At 64.9% G+C, this 15,077-nt stretch carries 14 protein-coding genes, 1 tRNA gene and 1 pseudogene; 5 read left to right on the top strand and 11 right to left on the bottom strand.

Translation table 11 applies throughout. The features are described 5' to 3' along the window. The first annotated feature begins 17 nt into the window (after positions 1-17). Together R2770_18800 and R2770_18795 are read left to right on the top strand one after the other, a co-directional pair. Positions 18-371: a hypothetical protein gene (locus R2770_18800; GenBank protein MEZ5282512.1), complete on the top strand. Its 354-nt coding sequence runs from the start codon at positions 18-20 to the stop codon at positions 369-371. Further along, positions 368-511: a hypothetical protein gene (locus tag R2770_18795; GenBank protein MEZ5282511.1), complete on the top strand. Its 144-nt coding sequence runs from the start codon at positions 368-370 to the stop codon at positions 509-511. Before R2770_18800 ends, R2770_18795 begins: the two co-directional genes overlap by 4 nt. Positions 512-964: 453 nt before the next feature. On the opposite strand, the gene R2770_18790 is transcribed toward R2770_18795, so the two are convergent. Then, the gene (locus R2770_18790) at positions 965-1,798 is read right to left on the bottom strand and encodes a HAMP domain-containing sensor histidine kinase (protein ID MEZ5282510.1); all 834 of its coding nucleotides are present in this window, start codon (positions 1,796-1,798) and stop codon (positions 965-967) included. A 509-nt stretch (positions 1,799-2,307) separates the two neighbouring features. Continuing rightward, a complete protein-coding gene (locus tag R2770_18785) occupies positions 2,308-2,979 on the bottom strand; it encodes a response regulator transcription factor (protein ID MEZ5282509.1) in 672 nt (223 codons plus the stop codon). Positions 2,980-3,106: 127 nt separating this feature from the next. Here R2770_18785 and R2770_18780 point away from each other — a divergent pair, with 127 nt between their 5' ends. Continuing rightward, positions 3,107-3,430 carry a hypothetical protein gene (locus tag R2770_18780; GenBank protein MEZ5282508.1) on the top strand — a complete coding sequence of 108 codons (324 nt, stop codon included), beginning with the start codon at positions 3,107-3,109 and terminating at the stop codon, positions 3,428-3,430. 561 nt (positions 3,431-3,991) lie between these two features. Here R2770_18780 and R2770_18775 read toward each other — a convergent pair. Continuing rightward, positions 3,992-5,229 (bottom strand): annotated as a pseudogene (locus R2770_18775) (IS256 family transposase). A 517-nt stretch (positions 5,230-5,746) separates the two neighbouring features. Between R2770_18775 and R2770_18770 the strand changes: the two are divergent. After that, positions 5,747-6,040: a hypothetical protein gene (locus tag R2770_18770; protein ID MEZ5282507.1), complete on the top strand. Its 294-nt coding sequence runs from the start codon at positions 5,747-5,749 to the stop codon at positions 6,038-6,040. Between the two features lie 336 nt (positions 6,041-6,376). Here the strand turns inward: R2770_18770 and R2770_18765 are convergent, their stop codons facing one another. Continuing rightward, positions 6,377-7,369: a DDE-type integrase/transposase/recombinase gene (locus tag R2770_18765; protein MEZ5282506.1), complete on the bottom strand. Its 993-nt coding sequence runs from the start codon at positions 7,367-7,369 to the stop codon at positions 6,377-6,379. A 376-nt stretch (positions 7,370-7,745) separates the two neighbouring features. Here R2770_18765 and R2770_18760 point away from each other — a divergent pair, with 376 nt between their 5' ends. Beyond that, positions 7,746-8,357 (top strand): hypothetical protein, encoded by a 612-nt coding sequence (locus tag R2770_18760; protein ID MEZ5282505.1) that lies wholly within the window; start codon positions 7,746-7,748, stop codon positions 8,355-8,357. Positions 8,358-8,773: 416 nt separating this feature from the next. Here R2770_18760 and R2770_18755 read toward each other — a convergent pair. From R2770_18755 to recO, 7 genes are all read right to left on the bottom strand, one after another. Then, positions 8,774-8,849, bottom strand: a tRNA-Asn gene (locus R2770_18755). A 35-nt stretch (positions 8,850-8,884) separates the two neighbouring features. Next, positions 8,885-9,868, bottom strand: a complete 984-nt coding sequence (locus tag R2770_18750; protein ID MEZ5282504.1) for a sigma-70 family RNA polymerase sigma factor — start codon at positions 9,866-9,868, stop codon at positions 8,885-8,887. Position 9,869: 1 nt separating this feature from the next. Then, positions 9,870-11,747, bottom strand: coding sequence for a DNA primase (gene dnaG / locus R2770_18745; GenBank protein ID MEZ5282503.1), 1,878 nt, complete (start codon positions 11,745-11,747; stop codon positions 9,870-9,872). A 51-nt stretch (positions 11,748-11,798) separates the two neighbouring features. Continuing rightward, entirely contained in the window at positions 11,799-12,488 is a 690-nt protein-coding gene (locus R2770_18740; GenBank protein ID MEZ5282502.1) for a hypothetical protein, read from the bottom strand. A 69-nt stretch (positions 12,489-12,557) separates the two neighbouring features. Further along, positions 12,558-13,880, bottom strand: coding sequence for a glycine--tRNA ligase (locus R2770_18735; GenBank protein ID MEZ5282501.1), 1,323 nt, complete (start codon positions 13,878-13,880; stop codon positions 12,558-12,560). A 46-nt stretch (positions 13,881-13,926) separates the two neighbouring features. Next, positions 13,927-14,319 carry a hypothetical protein gene (locus tag R2770_18730; protein MEZ5282500.1) on the bottom strand — a complete coding sequence of 131 codons (393 nt, stop codon included), beginning with the start codon at positions 14,317-14,319 and terminating at the stop codon, positions 13,927-13,929. Positions 14,320-14,337: 18 nt separating this feature from the next. After that, on the bottom strand, positions 14,338-15,063 hold the full coding sequence (gene recO / locus R2770_18725) for a DNA repair protein RecO (protein MEZ5282499.1): 726 nt from the start codon (positions 15,061-15,063) through the stop codon (positions 14,338-14,340). Positions 15,064-15,077 lie beyond the last annotated feature (14 nt).

Here is a 15,077-nt window from a genome sequence, read left to right as displayed (position 1 = left end):
TACCCAACGCAACCACAATGTTGGCTGCCTCGGAACTGTCCGGCGTGGCCGGCTGGATGCTCTCGTTGATCGATGCGCTGGGCCCCATCGGTGTCGGACTGGTGATCCTGGCCGAGAATGTCTTCCCACCGATCCCGAGCGAAGCCGTGTTGCCCGCGGCCGGCAATCTGGTTGGGATCGGCCAGGTCGGATTCGTTTCGACCCTCATCGCAGCGACGCTGGGAAGTGTCGCCGGCGCACTCGTCCTCTATGGGCTCGGATCGGCGGTCAGCCACTGGAGCAACCTCGCCGTGCTGACTGGGGCAGCCGGATTCGTGGGCTGGTTCATGGTCCGCCGGGTTGCCACAGATGGCCGGACGCGGCTGCAGTGAGAATCCGCCGACCCACCCACCTGGCCCTGGGGATTGCGCTGGCTCTTGTTGTCCTGGTCTCGACGACCGCTGTTGCTCGGCCCCACGTTCGCCAGTGGATCGGCTTCCGGTTCCGCGACCAGATCGGTGCTCCCACCTAGACCAGCCCGGTCAAGGCGTTCCCGACCGACGACCCGCGATGGCTGCCGCGATGGACGCCTCGAATCGACCGACGACTACGCCACCCTTCTACTACTGGGCGACAGCGTGAATCCCGGAGGCGATCCCGACAAGCTCGAGCGGAAGTGTTCGCTCCCTTCGCCGAAGTGCTCGACGGCGACATCCAACTGCTGGCCGTCATCGGAAGCCACTACATCCAGAACGGCAACGGCGACGCCCAAGCCGGAAGCGATCGGTGTTCCGGTCCGCTGGTATGTCGCCCGGTTCGGCGCTGTGCTCATCGTGGCACTCGACTCCACCCGCGCCGACCAGCGCGCCTGGCTCGAGAACACACTCGCCACCAACGACGCCCCATGGGCACTCGCCATCATGGCCACAACGACAACCAGTTCGACACTGTGGCAATCAACCCGTGACCAGATGTGGGTCAGAGATCAGTCAGCGCGGGCGTCGTGGATTTCGACGCTGAAGCGGGCGCCACCCATGCCGCTGGCGCCGACGGCCAGAACGCCGTCGTGATCGGCGATGATCTCCTGCGCGATCGCAAGACCCAGGCCACTGCCGCCGTCATCGCGCCCGCGAGCGGTGTCGGCGCGGGAGAAGCGCTCGAAAACCATGTCGCGCATCTCCGGTGGAACGCCGGGACCATCGTCATCAACAGCCAGCACCACCCGCCCGCAGGGCTCCGAGTGCAGCGATACCGCCACCCGGCTCGTCGCATGACGGAGGGCATTGTCCAACAGATTCTGCACCACCCGGGTCAGGTCGTCCTCGCTGCCCCTCACCTGCCCCGCGCTGACCGCGGAAAGGTCCAGTTCAACCCCAACACGTCCAGGCGTCCGCACGGCCTGGCGCATGACCACCTCGTCGAGATCGAGCAGTGCGTGCTGGAGGAAGTGCGGGTGTTGATCATGTCGAGCCAGCCACAACAGGTCATCGACGAGCCGCTGCATCCGCAACTCCTCGTCCAGAACATCGCCGGCAATAGTCGACCAGTCGGTCGACTCCGGATCGCGCAGGGCCGTCTCGAGCATGTGGCGGCTGATCGCCAACGGAGTGCGCAGCTCATGTGAAGCGTCGGAAACGAAACGTTGCTGGCGAACCGCTCCCGACTCGATTCGATCCAGCATGGCGTTCATGGTCACCGCTAACCGACCGATCTCGTCACCGGTAGCGGGCTGAGGCACTCGGCGGTGTAGATCGGTCGCCCCGATCTCGGAGACTTCAGATCGGATCGCCTCGACAGGACGCAGCGCTCGGCCAACCATCACCCAAGTCATCACCCCGGCCAACGCAACCAACAGCGGTATACCCACAGCCAGGATTCCTGCGGTCTTAGCGACCGTGTGATCCACGGCCTCGAGGGTGGACCCGACGACTACCTGTACACGTCCTTCGGCTGCGTCGACCTCTGTTGTGAGAACCCTGAATTTCGAGTCAGCGACCGGATTCGAACCCAATGTTCGAGCGCGCCCTGCCACGCCTGTGGTAAAGGGTTCCTCACCCTCGAGGTTCGCGCTCGATGCAACCACCGCGCCGTCGGCGATGATCTGAACGAACGAATCCTCCTCGTCGCCAATCGCAACGTCCCCAAACGAAGCCCCACCCTGCAACAGCGACCCGATATCAGTCGCCCGCAGCTCCAACGCAGTGTCGACGCTGCCGATCATCGAGCTGCGCAGGACGCTCACCAATCCCATGCCACTGGCAGCCAGCGCCACCGCGAACAACACCGTCGCCGCCATCGTCGTACGGGACCGGACGGTGAACCAACGGCTCACGAACCGTCCTCGACCAGCCGATACCCGGCTCCACGCGAAGTCTGCAACGACGCCCGCCCGAACGGTTGGTCGAGCTTCTTGCGCAGGTGCCGGACATACACCTCGATGATGTTCGGATCGCCCTCGAAGTCGTAGTCCCACACGTGATCCAGAATGTCCTGCTTGGACACCACCGACCCCGCGTTGCGGGCCAGATACTCCAACACGTTGAACTCCCTGGCCGTCAACTCCACCTCGACATCGCCGCGCCAACAACGCCGCTGATTCGGATCGACGGTCAGGTCGCCGACCTCGAAACGTGCCGGCCGTTCACCCGCCCCTCGACGCATCAGCGCCCGAAGTCTCGAAACCAACACCCGATGCGAGAACGGCTTTCGCAGGAAGTCATCAGCGCCAGTATCGAGCGCCTCGGCCTCATCGAGTTCACCATCCTTCGCAGTCAAGGTCAGGATCGGCGTCCAGTTCCCCTCATCACGCAACATGCCACACAGCTTGAAGCCATTAATGCCCGGCAACATGATGTCGAGCACGATCGCGTCGTAGTCCTGCTCCCGCGCCAGCCACAGACCATCATCGCCGTCGAGCGCCACATCCACAGCGAAGCCGTCCATCTCCAGACCCCGCTTGAGCGTCGCCGCAAGCTTCTTCTCGTCCTCGACAACCAGCACTCGCACCGCAACATCCTTCGGTCTTGCTTCCGAGCTTGACCAATCAATCCTGAAGGCTGCCTGAAACCGGGACACGGGCGGGGCTCGACCCAGTCGCGCCCCGCCCGGCCATCAGGAGAGGGATGGGATGCGAATCGCGTCAGTTCGAAGGCGCCACCTCAGGAGCCTCGTTGGCGTCATCAGCCTCAGGTATGCCGTTCCCGTTCTCGCCGACTTCCTCGCCCTCGAACTCGTGATCGATACCGTCAACCTCGGCGTCGTCAGCCTCATCGTCCTCGGCATCGTCACCCTCATCTGCCTCGGCATCGTCAGCCTCATCTGCCTCGTCGGCTTCGTTTGCTTCGGCGACGCCGTCGCCATTCTCGCCGACTTCTTCGCCCTCGAACTCGTGCTGAATACCGTCGTTCTCGACTGTCGAGCCTTGCATCTCGTCAGCTTCGGCAGCTGGTAGCGCCGGGTCCGAGCCCGATCCCGAACTCATCGCGCTTGCGATGCCGGTAGAACCAGCAAGCACCCCCAGCGCCGCCGCCGAGGTCACGATCGTCCTACGTACATTCATCGCTTCTTCCTTTCTGAAGGGTTCCAATCGCCACCCCACTCGGAGCGGCTACCAGCACCATGACAAACGCACCCTTCACCCCAGCTGAACTCGGCTGAACACCACCTGAAAACGGAGTACCGCCTGCCCGGCGCGGGGCCGCGAGAGTCACCAAGCCTCCGCCAAACGCCGTTGCGTGTCGCGCCAGCGCTCATCGGGCGGTCCCTGGTTCGGGCATGAATCAAAGGCCGACGGAGATGCATCCACGGCCCGGATCACAACCTCAACATGGGCTTGTCGCGCTCAAAGCCTCGCCGTGTCACTGGTAACGGCATGGACAGAAGGACTTCGCCCATCGGCCGACCCGCCGTTCGATCTTGTTGGGTGAACCGTTGGATCCCGGGCGCGAAACACCCCAGACCAGTATGAGCCCGCGGAGTGGTGGGGTTCGCGTGACGCGATCCCTGGTGGCCGTCAGGTGCCGGGCTGGAGCTCGGCGGTGACGGCGGGGTCAGTATCGCGCGTGGCGTAGAGCTTGGCCATCGAGGCTTCGGAGAAGTAGCGGCGGGCGATGGCCCATTCGTCGTGTTGGTCGGACAGCACGGCGCCGACGAGACGGATCACGGCCGGGTCGTTGGGGAAGATCCCCACGACGTTGGTGCGCCGTCGGATCTCTTTGTTGAGCCGCTCGAGTGGGTTGTTCGACCAGATCTGTCGCCAGTGCTCGCGTGGGAACGCGGTGAACGCCAACACGTCGGTCTTGGCGGTGTCCATCAGCGCAGCGGCCTTGGGAACCGCTCCGCGAGTGTTTCGGCGACTTCGTCCCAGCGGGCGGCCACGTCGTCGGGGGTGGTCAGCGCGAAGATCGACCGGAACGCGGCGGCGACCATCTCCTGGTGCGCTTTGGGCACCGGTGCCAACAGGTTGCGGACGTAGTGAACGCGGCACCGCTGCCAGCTCGAGCCCTGCAACGTCTTGCGGATCGCGGCCCGCAGGCCCTCGTGGGCGTCGGAGATGACGAGGCGCACACCGGACAGCCCGCGGGCCTTGAGCGAGCGCAGGAACGCCGTCCAGAACGTCTCGGCCTCGGAGTCGCCGACATCGACGCCGAGCACCTCACGGCCACCCTCGGCGGTGACACCGGTCGCCACCACGACCGCTCGGGACACGACCTGGCCCAAGGAGTCGTCGCGGACGTGGACGTAGATCGCGTCGAGGTAGACGTATGGGAACTCGGTGTGGCCGAGCGTGCGGTTCCGGAACGCGCCGGCGCGTTCGTCCAGCCCGGCACAGATCCGTGACACCTCGGACTTCTTGATCCCGCTGGAGGCACCCATCGACTCGACCAGGGCGTCGACCGATCGGGTCGACACACCGGACACGTAGGCCTCCATCACGACCGCGTGGAGAGCCTGGTCGATCCGGCGTCGCGGTTCGAGAATCGACGGGAAGAAGCTGCCCTTGCGCAGCTTCGGGATCGCCAACTCGAGGTCGCCGGCCTTCGTGGTCAACGTGCGTGGGCGGTGGCCGTTGCGTTCGGTCACGCGCTCATCGGAACGCTCGTAACGGCCGGCGCCGATCGCCTGGGTGGCTTGGACTTCGATCAGTTCTTGGGCGACCCACTGGGCCAGCTCGCGGACCAGGTCCACGCCGCGATCACGGTCAGCGAGCGCGTCAAGAAGTTCGGACAGGGCAGACTCATCGAGAGCCATCGGTGTGTTCTCCTCGGTAGTTCTTGCAGGAACACACCAAGGATCACGCCGATGGCTCACCGGCTGGCGGACCTACGAAACCCCACCACCCAACGGGGCTCTATCCCAGACCAGAACCACAAACGGCCTGAATCTGGGGATCTACGTGGCTCCGGGGGTGGGGCTCGAACCCACGACAAACGGATTAACAGACACTTGACAACGGTCCGAAAACTACGCCCGAGTCCAGGTAGTGCGGTTGTGTCCGGGCGAACGTCCGGCAGGTGCCGGTCAGTCCAGCCGAGTCCGCTCATTTGGTTGGATGAACCGTTGGATGAAGGCGGCGGCCCCGTGATGGTGTCTCACCGCTCGGGTAACCTCGCACCATGGAGCAATCGACGACCGAAACTGACAAGCCTCAGACGGGCCCAAGGTTCTACCGACCTGACGATCAGCTCCCGCCCGGCGCGTCCGAGGCGCTAAGACGGAGAACCCCAGAAGAGCTCCACGAAGCGGCAGACCGGGCGACGCGACGTCGGTGAGGCCGATCCGGCTGGGCGACCCGGCAGTCGACGACATCGAAGCACAGGTTCCGCCCGATCTTCTCGACGGCTTCCGCCGCCATGACCTCAGACCGGTACTCGAGGCGCTATCTGACGTAGCCGTCTGGGATCAGGTGGGTGTCGATCACGGTCCAGGGAAACGCTTCACGATCGAAGGGCGCACCGTCGCCGGGTTCCACCTGTTCGTCACCGAGGACCCGGTTGATCCACGGCCAGGCGCTCTCGTCGTCTACGGCATCGACATCTGGCTCGACGACTTCCCCGATTGATCCCGCGCGGCAAATCGGACACCTCAGACCGCCCGGCCTGAGACCTCCAAGAATCTCGAGATCCTGGTGCTGCGCCACCAACTCACCGCGCCACGCCGCCAGGTCGGCCGACCCTCGCTGAACGATGACGACCGGAGCCTGCTCGGTGCGATCGCCGCAGCGCCGCCCAAGGCATCGGCGACCCGCCGACTCCGGCTGCTCTGTATGCCAAGGGCCTCATTTGGTCGTTGGTCATAGGGGCCCCGGCCCTGCTGATCGTTCTCGTGGTCCTGTCGCTGATGGACTAGAACTTCCGGTCCGGGGTTCGAGGTGGCAGATGGGCTCTGTGGTTGGTGGTCATGCTGCCTGGTTGGTTCGGTGGTTGTCGAGGATGTCGATGGGGCGTCGGCCGGCCATGTAGTGGCTGTGGTTGCGGCGGCGGGTGTTGTAGCGGGTGAGCCAGGTGTCGGCTTCGGCTTGGAGCTGGCGCAGTGAGGTGAATCGGCGGCGGTGGAAGGCGGGGCGCCAGCATTCTTGGAGCATGGTGCCTTGGAAGCGTTCCACGACGGCGTTGTGGTTGGGTGAGCGTGGTGGGATCCGGACATGGCCGATCCCTACTTCGGCGAGGTGGTCCTGGAAGGCTCGGGCCACGTATTCGGGCCCGTTATCGCTCAGTACGTTCCGTAGCGGGATGCCCAATCGGCGCATGACCTTGCGGAGGTGGTCGATGAAGGCGATGGTGTGGGCTGCGGTGACCGGTCCGATGATCAATTTCACGATGGCCCACCGGGTGCAGGTGTCCACAGCGGTGAGTTGGTAGACCTTGCCGACGCCTTTGAGGTTCCCGATGTAGAAGCTGTCCACAGCAACCAGATCGCCTGGTTGGGCGGCCCAGTGGCAGAACCCGAACGGCTCAGCGGCCTGCTCGGTGACGGGTTCGGTGATCAGCCCAGCCAACGTGGCGACCGCTGCGGCTCGGGCAACACGTTGGTGGCGTTGGCCGAGTCCGTGGGCCACCAGGATCCGCTGGACGGTGGACTTGGAGATCTCATAGCCCAGCTCGTCGAGGCGGTCTGCGAGCTGGCGGCACCCGATGGTGGGCTCGACCACCACGACCGCCAACAAGTCCGCGACCACATGGGTCGGTGTCTCATTCGGTTGTTGGGGACGGCGGCGCTGTTTGGGCATCAACGCCTCGAGCCCGTACGCGTCGGCGATCCTCTTCCACTGGTAGTAGCGGGTCCGGGAGATCCCCATCGTCCGGCACGCCTCAGAGACGTTGCCGAACTCGTCGGCGAGTTCCAACAAACGCACGCGGCGAGCGAAGATGATGTCGGTCGGGGTGGCCATGGTGATGTGACTCCTGTGTTCTCTGGAAGGAACCACAGAGTCCATCACCAGACCCCTCGACTGAGGGACCTGCAACCTCAACCCCCGGACAGCAAGGACTAGAAGGCGTGGGTGACTGAAACGGCATCACGCCGGCGATCGACCTATCTCCCTTGCGCTAACGCAAGGACCAAGGCCTGATCGCCGCCAGCAACTTGCGGCGCTTTCCACCGCGTCTGCACTGGCAACCGATCTTCTTCCCCGGGCTCAACGAGGCATACGCCACCCACATCGCCCGCGACTGGAGAACACCCGGCTTTCGGAAGGGCGAGATTCGTGCCGCAGCTGCCACCCCAGCCGCTTGACCCGCTCGCGAACAAGACCGAACATTGCGTTGATGGCGGCCGAATCTCCGACTCACCCAGCTGACGACGCGACCGTGCCGGCCAAGAGCCCATGGGAGAAGCCGCCATCTTGGGTATTTCATCTCGCGCTTGCGGTCCCCCTCGTCTACGTCCTCTGGAGATACACCCTCCCAGGGGCCGTCTTCGGCGGTGAGTTATTCTGGATCGGTCTCATGCTGCCAATGGGCGTCGGGTGGCTGGGGTGGCTCATCATCTGGAGCGCGAACACCCCACGTCAACAGGCATGGCGCTGGGGAATCGCTCCCGCCATGGTCATCGCCTCAGCGACGCTCGCTGTATCCGACGTGCCCCTGCGAGTCCGATTCGAACTCAACCGCTCGGATTTCGATGAGATCGTGGAAGGCCTCGAGCCAGCGGCACCACTAGAACTCCCGGACCGAGTTGGGACCTACGAAATCACAGGTGGTTTCCGATCCGGAGCGAACGTCATCCTGTACGAACGCAACGGTGGCACGCTTCTAAACGATGGCGGCTTTGCCTATCTCCCACATGGACCCGACGACAGCCTCGAGAACGATGATTTCGAGTCGCCGAAATTCTGGAGTCTCGGCGGTGGATGGTACGCCTGGGAGGCGGGCTGGTGAGCCAAACACAGACAGGGTGCGTGCCCACAACAACGGTTGCGAGCAGTGTTCCGATCGAGACGGCCATCGAGGCCGGGACCGCCGCGGCTGGCGGCGTCGGGCCGTCCACCGAGGGGCAACCCGAGCTGAAGCCCACGAGTGGATTCCCATGTCGCGGCGGCACGGGCCGGATGGTCCCTGGTCCGGGCATGAATCGAATCCAGACCGAATCGTACTCCCGGCCCGCACGCGCAGCACGACCTCCGCATCCTCTGTCGCGTCAGCGACGCGTCCGATGTCCCCGGTAGCGGCATGGAAAGGAGAACCCTGCCCACCCATCAGTCCGACGTTGGATTTGGTTGGATACTCCGTTGGATTCCCGGCCCTAGGATTCAAGAAACGAGGATCAGAAACTGCCCCTGAACTGCGGTTTTAGGTGGCTCCGGGGGTGGGGCTCGAACCCACGACAAACGGATTAACAGTCCGCTGCTCTGCCAACTGAGCTACCCCGGAATGACGAAGGATGAATATAGCAGCCGTTGAGACGATCAGCTCTCCAGATACTCCTTGAGCGGAGCAGATCTCTGGGGGTGTCGCAGCTTGGCCAGGGTCTTGGCTTCGATCTGGCGCACGCGCTCGCGGGTGACACCAAACTTCTTGCCCACCTCTTCGAGCGTGAGGGGTTTTTGACCGTCGAGACCGAAGCGATCTGCGACGATCTCGGCCTCGCGTTCGTTCAGCTGGCTCAGCACGTGACGCACCTCGCTTTGCAGAAGGTGGCGGGTGGCGATGTCGGCCGGCAGCGGCGTGCGGTCGTCGCGGATGAAGTCGCCCAGGCTGGTGTCTTCCTCGTCGCCGCGGGGGCTGTCGAGTGACAGCGGGTCTTGAGCCAGCTGAAGCAGGTCGCGGACCTTGTCGATCTCCATCTCGACCGCCTCGGCAACCTCCTCGACGGTTGGCTCGCGCCCCAGGCCCTGCACCAGCTCTCGCTGGGTGCGCGTGACTCTGTTGAGCAGATCGACCATGTGAGCGGGAATTCGGATGGTGCGCGACTGGTCGGCGATGGCGCGGGTGATCGACTGGCGGATCCACCACGTCGCATAGGTCGAGAACTTGAACCCCTTGTGCCTGTCGAACTTCTCGACCGCTCGCATGAGCCCCAGATTGCCCTCCTGAACCAGGTCCAGCAGGGCCATACCCCGGCCGCTGTAGCGCTTGGCGATCGAAACCACCAGGCGCAGGTTCGCCCTGCACATGGTGTCGAACGCCTCGTCGCCTGCGGCCTTGTCAGCGCGCAGGCGGGCGATCTCGGCCTCGTCGATGAGCGGGCACGACTCGGGCGCGTCGATTTCGGCCAGGATGCGAGACGCGATGGTGCCCTTCTCGATCAGCTCGGAGAGCTCGAACTCTTCCTCACGGCTCAGCAGAGGCACCTGGCCGATCTCGGCTAGATACTGCTTGACCGGGTCGCGAGAACCCGAGCCGCCGAGCGCGGCGCGACGGGCTCGCCGTCTGTCGATCAGATCGCCCATCTCACCCCCCTCGGCTCTCGCTGTAGGACACCAGCCAAGCTAGCAAGGCATCGATGGCTGCAATCCGCGAATCGGATCGTTGTAGTTCTTCGGTGCGTTCGCTGATCCATTGGAGCAATGGTTGGTGTTGCCTCAATGATTCCTTGTCGACACGAGCCTCGGCGGCGATATCTCGACGGGCGCGAAGCGCAGCATCGCGCACAACCCAGCCGAGGTCTTCGATGGGGTCGGACTCGCCCTCGAAGGTCTCCACGGTCAGGCGCCGCAGCAGGTCGCCGATGGCAGGAGCCTCGTCGGGCAGGCGCCCTTCCCACCCCGGCTCGCTGAGAACCTCAAAGGCCCTGCGAGCCGTCGGAGACGTGAACAGCACCGGGTGCACCCGCCCGGCCACGTCGACGGGCCGGTGGATCATCAACCTCAGCAGCTCACGCTCTTTGGGCTCGACCCGCTCGGGGCGCTGAGGGCGTTGTTGAGCAGCCGCTCCCCTGGCTCCCCTGGCCGGCGCCGTGCCAACCAGTGCCGGATCGTCGTCGTACGCGGGCGGAGCGTCGTCGTACCAGCCCGGCTGTTGCTCTTGCACAACCTGCGGCCGCGGTCTTGGGCGGCCCAGCATGGCTCGAAGGCGTTCGGGTTCTACCCGGGTGCGAGACGCGACCTCCATCAGGTACTGGTCGCGCAGCAACTCGTTGGGGTGCTCGGCAACCAGGGCCATCGCCTTTTCGGCGCCCCGCGCCCGCCCCTCGGGGGTGTCGAGCCGCTCGGCCGACAGCGCTCGATCGATTCGATAGGCCAGGAACGGCACCGCCTGCTCGACGGCGGCGGTCAGCTGTGCGGCTCCGTCGGGGCTCTGAGCGAGTTCGCCGGGGTCGGCTCCGTCGGGCAGAGCCGCAACGTGGACCTCGATCTCGTATCGACGCTCCCACTCGTAGAACTTGTCGGCCGCCGCCCGGCCCGCGCCGTCGGCGTCGAAGCTGAGGATGACCTTCGACGCGAACTTGCGCATCAGCTTGACGTGTTCTTCGGTGAGCGCCGTGCCACAGGTGGCAACCGCCCGCGGCAGCCCGGCGTTGAAGTATCCGATGACGTCGGTGTAGCCCTCGCAGACGATCAACTCGTTTCGCGCCACTGCGTCCTTCTTGGCCCAGTTGAGGGCGTACAACGTCTTGGACTTGTTGTAGAGCTCGGTCTCGGCGCTGTTCTTGTACTTGGGCGGTTGCCCCTCGGGCAGCTGGCGTCCGCCGAAGCCGACCGGCGACCCATTGGTGTCGAAGATTGGGAACATGACCCGATCGCGGAAGAAGTCTTGCAGACGCTGGCGCTTGTTGGTGAAACCGAGGCCGCTGGCCTCGAGATCGCGGCCCGACACCCGCAGGTGCTTGGCCAGCGCATCCCAGTCGTCTGGTGAATAGCCCAACTGGAAGCGCTCGACGACGTCCTTGTCGTAGCCGCGGCTGCGCAGGTAGGCCCTGGCCCGGCCGGCGTCTGGCGAGGCAAGCAGACGTTGGTGATAGAACTCGACCGCCCGGTCGACGATGTCTGTCAGATGCTTGCGCCGGCTGCGGCGGGCCGAGTCTGCCGAGGTCTCCTCATAGCGGAGACTGATGTTCTGCTTGGCCGCCAGCCACTCCATGGCCCCCGGGAAGTCGAGGCCTTCCATCTCTCGGACGAAGGTGATGACATCGCCGCTGGCCTGGCAGCCGAAGCAGTAATAGAAGCCACGGTCGGGGTTGACGCTGAAAGAGGGAGTCTTTTCGTTGTGGAACGGGCACAGGCCCTTCCAGGTGTGGCCGGCCTTCTTGAGCGCGACGAACTGGCTTATGACGCCGACGATGTCGGCACCCTCCCTGACCTTCTCGATGTCGTCGGGGTTGATCGCCATGGCAGCCGTGAACCTATCAGCCGCTACGAACTCCCGTTCGATCGAGCCGGGCTAGGAATCCCAGGGTTGCCAGAACTCGGTTGCGTGGCCTCCCTCGACCAGCAGCCACCCATCGGCGGGGCCGTCGCTGATGGCGTTGGCCACCACGGTCAGGGGAACGTATTGCTGCGAATCGGGGAGGTTCCAGTCGGTCAGGAAATAGAACGAAGGATTCTCGCCGAGGGGCACGAACCTGACCTTGGTCGACTCGTTCACATAGAGGCGATCGCCGCCGCCATAGTCGGGCCGCGAGAACGCCGCCTCGTCGGAGTAGACACACATCAAATCGATGCCCAGGGTCTGGTCTTCTAGCGACACGAGGCGCACATACCAGATGCCGTCGGGCAGCTCGTCTGAAGCGGGCGAGCAGCCGCTGCCGTCGGGCTCGGAGCCGCCGTTGTCGTAGAACGGCCCCGACGACCCCCAAGTGGCGGCGATGTAGCTGTCGACAGCACCAACCGGAACGGCGGCGGTGGTCGACGACGCCGGCGCCGCAGTGGCAGGAACCCCTGTGGTCGGAGCCGCACTCGCAGGAACCGCAGTGGTCGGGGCAGCAGTGGTCGAACTGGCGACGGCGCTGGTCGTCGACGTGGTCTCGGCCGCCGCAGTAGACGTCGATGAGATCGCCGTAGAAGACGACGTGCCACATGCCGACAGGGCAGCAGCAACGATCAGGGGTACAAACTCAAGGCGCCAGCGCATGAAACTCTGGTCGACCGCACGGGGGTGCGGCTTGAGAACCCGGCCAGCGGCGCGGACACCGGGGCTATGTCAAAAGCCCAGCTTGGCTGCGATGTGATCGAGCAACTCGGCGACCGGAACGCGGTCTTGTTCCATGGTGTCGCGGTCGCGGACCGTGACGGCGCCGTCTTCGAGGCTCTCGAAATCGACGGTGACACACAGGGGCGTGCCGATCTCGTCCTGGCGGCGATAACGGCGACCGATGGCCTGGGTTTCGTCGTACTCGGTCATGTAGTGAGGCTGCAGCATGCCCAGGATCTCGTGGGCGAGCGGCTGAAGGGTGTCCTTCTTCGACAGGGGCAGCACGGCGACCTTGTAGGGAGCGAGGCGCGGATGCAGACGCAGAACCGTGCGAGTGTCGTCGTTGACCTGCTCTTCGTCGTAGGCGGCCATCAGGAACGCCATCATCGACCGGGTGGCCCCCGCAGCGGGCTCGATCACGTGGGGGGTGTAGCGCTCGTTGGTGGCCTGGTCGAAGTACTCGAGCTTCTCGCCTGCGTGCTCGGAGTGCTGGGTGAGGTCATAGTCGCCGCGGTTTGCGATGCCCTCGAGCTCGCCCCAGCCCCACGGGAACAAGAACTCGACATCGGACGTGCCAGACGAATAGTGGCTCAGCTCGTCGTCGGCGTGCGGCCTCAGCTGCAGCATGTCGGCGGGGATGCCCAGGCCGACGTACCAGTTGAAGCGCTCGGCCAGCCAGTACTCGTACCACTGTTGCGACTCGTCAGGCGGCACGAAGAACTCGAGCTCCATCTGTTCGAACTCGCGGGTTCGGAACACGAAGTTGCCCGGGGTGATCTCGTTGCGGAACGACTTGCCGATCTGGGCGATGCCGAACGGCGGCCGCTTGCGGGTGGTGTTGATGATGTTCTTGAAGTTGATGAACATGCCCTGCGCGGTCTCGGGGCGCAGGTAGACCTCGGCGCCCTTGCCCTCGACGGGGCCGGCGTGGGTCTTGAACATCAGGTTGAAGGCCCGGGCCTCGGTGAAGGTCCCCGACTTGCCACACGACGGGCAGGTGTTGGGGTCGTCGAGGTTGTCCTGGCGATGACGGGTCTTGCAGTTGGTGCAGTCGACCAGGGGATCGGTGAAGTTGGCGAGGTGGCCCGACGCCTCCCACACCTGCGGAGGGCTGAGGATGGCCGCGTCCAGCCCCACCACGTCGTGGCGCAGCTGCACCATCGAACGCCACCAAGCGTCCTTGACGTTGCGAAGCATCAGCACGCCGAGAGGCCCATAGTCGTAGGTCGACCGGAAGCCGCCGTAGATCTCGGCGCTGGGGTAGACGAAGCCGCGCCGCTTGCAGAGATTGACGATCTTGTCGAATAGCTCGGGTTCTGGTGCTGCAACCATGGCCGACGAGCGTACAGGCCAAGGCCCGGTCGCCGACCCGATTTGGCTAGCCGGCGTCTGATGCCAGCGGTGCGCAATCGTCGCCGCAACCGGTGACGCTGGGCGGCGAATCGGGGCGGGCCCTGCGGTGCAGCACCGCCCATGTCGGGGTGATGTGCACCGTGGCCTCGTCGTCTTCTCCGACGATCACACCGGTGCCATCAGCGATGAGTGTGTAGCCGTCTGGGTCTGCTGGCGGCCACATCATCGACACCGGACGCCCCGCCGCGACGTGACGCCTGGTGGTGCGTCCGGCACCCGCCACCAGCGTGTCGCCTTCCCATCGGAAATCGGCCTCGCCGAGATGGGCGGGGCCGTCTTGTCCGACGGTGATGAGATAGCCGATGGACCGAGATGCCATCTCGTCGGCCAGCTTGTCGAGTTCGACCTTGATGCTCACGGTTCGAAACTAGCCGCGTCAGGCACGGTCCAACACGTGAGCCGACCGGAGGCGACGATCGACATGATGTTCGAACATGTGGGCCACCAGCGAATCGACCTCGTGGGTGACCGGACCTTCGACCACGTCGAGCACGTCCTTCAACCCGCCACCCAGTGCGGCGCGCATGACGGCCAGGGCCTCTGAAGAGACGGGCACTCCACGCCGGTGCTCGACACACACCACCGAGTTGCGGTCGATGTCGAAGGCCACCAGGTCCAGATCGGCGTCGGCAGCCCCGCCCACGACGCACTGGTCGAGAGCGGGCCCCATACCCTCGGCGGCCAGCAGCTTCAACAGGAACGCGGGCACCAGCAGGGGCGAATCGCGGTCGTCGAGCGTGCGCAAGGCCCCGGCCAACATGCGGTACAGGTGCGGGGCCGGCGAGCGCTCGTGCGACAGATGGTCGACCGCCTCCAGCAACACGATCGCCTTGGAAAGGCGATCGAGGTCTTCGCGGATGTTGCGGTACGCCTCGACCGATTCGGCCTGGGTGACGATGTCGAGATCGCGGCCCTCGTACATCTGAAGCGCCAGGTTGCCGGTCGGCTCGAGCCGGCCCCCGAAACGCGACTTGGTCTTGCGGACACCCTTGGCGACGGCGCGGATCTTGCCGCGCTCTTCGGTGATGATCGACACGATCCGGTCGGCTTCGCCCAGCTTGTAGGTCCGAAGCACGATGCCCCGGTCGCGGTACAGCGCCATGCCGCCCGACCCGG

It is taken from the genome of Acidimicrobiales bacterium, from assembly GCA_041394185.1.
GTDB lineage: Bacteria > Actinomycetota > Acidimicrobiia > Acidimicrobiales > Poriferisodalaceae > JAAETH01.
Note: the sequence above shows the minus strand (reverse complement) of the source record. Positions and strands in the feature narration are given on the sequence as shown.

Excerpts from the sequence above, each read along its gene's own strand:
- R2770_18760 (MEZ5282505.1), top strand. The coding sequence starts at position 7,746 with ATGGCGGCCGAATCTCCGACTCACCCAGCTGACGACGCGACCGTGCCG.
- R2770_18790 (MEZ5282510.1), bottom strand. The coding sequence starts at position 1,798 with ATGGTTGGCCGAGCGCTGCGTCCTGTCGAGGCGATCCGATCTGAAGTC.
- recO (MEZ5282499.1), bottom strand. The coding sequence starts at position 15,063 with ATGGCGCTGTACCGCGACCGGGGCATCGTGCTTCGGACCTACAAGCTG.
- R2770_18800 (MEZ5282512.1), top strand. The coding sequence starts at position 18 with ATGTTGGCTGCCTCGGAACTGTCCGGCGTGGCCGGCTGGATGCTCTCG.
- R2770_18750 (MEZ5282504.1), bottom strand. The coding sequence starts at position 9,868 with ATGGGCGATCTGATCGACAGACGGCGAGCCCGTCGCGCCGCGCTCGGC.
- R2770_18780 (MEZ5282508.1), top strand. The coding sequence starts at position 3,107 with ATGCGAATCGCGTCAGTTCGAAGGCGCCACCTCAGGAGCCTCGTTGGC.
- dnaG (MEZ5282503.1), bottom strand. The coding sequence starts at position 11,747 with ATGGCGATCAACCCCGACGACATCGAGAAGGTCAGGGAGGGTGCCGAC.
- R2770_18740 (MEZ5282502.1), bottom strand. The coding sequence starts at position 12,488 with ATGCGCTGGCGCCTTGAGTTTGTACCCCTGATCGTTGCTGCTGCCCTG.
- R2770_18765 (MEZ5282506.1), bottom strand. The coding sequence starts at position 7,369 with ATGGCCACCCCGACCGACATCATCTTCGCTCGCCGCGTGCGTTTGTTG.
- R2770_18735 (MEZ5282501.1), bottom strand. The coding sequence starts at position 13,880 with ATGGTTGCAGCACCAGAACCCGAGCTATTCGACAAGATCGTCAATCTC.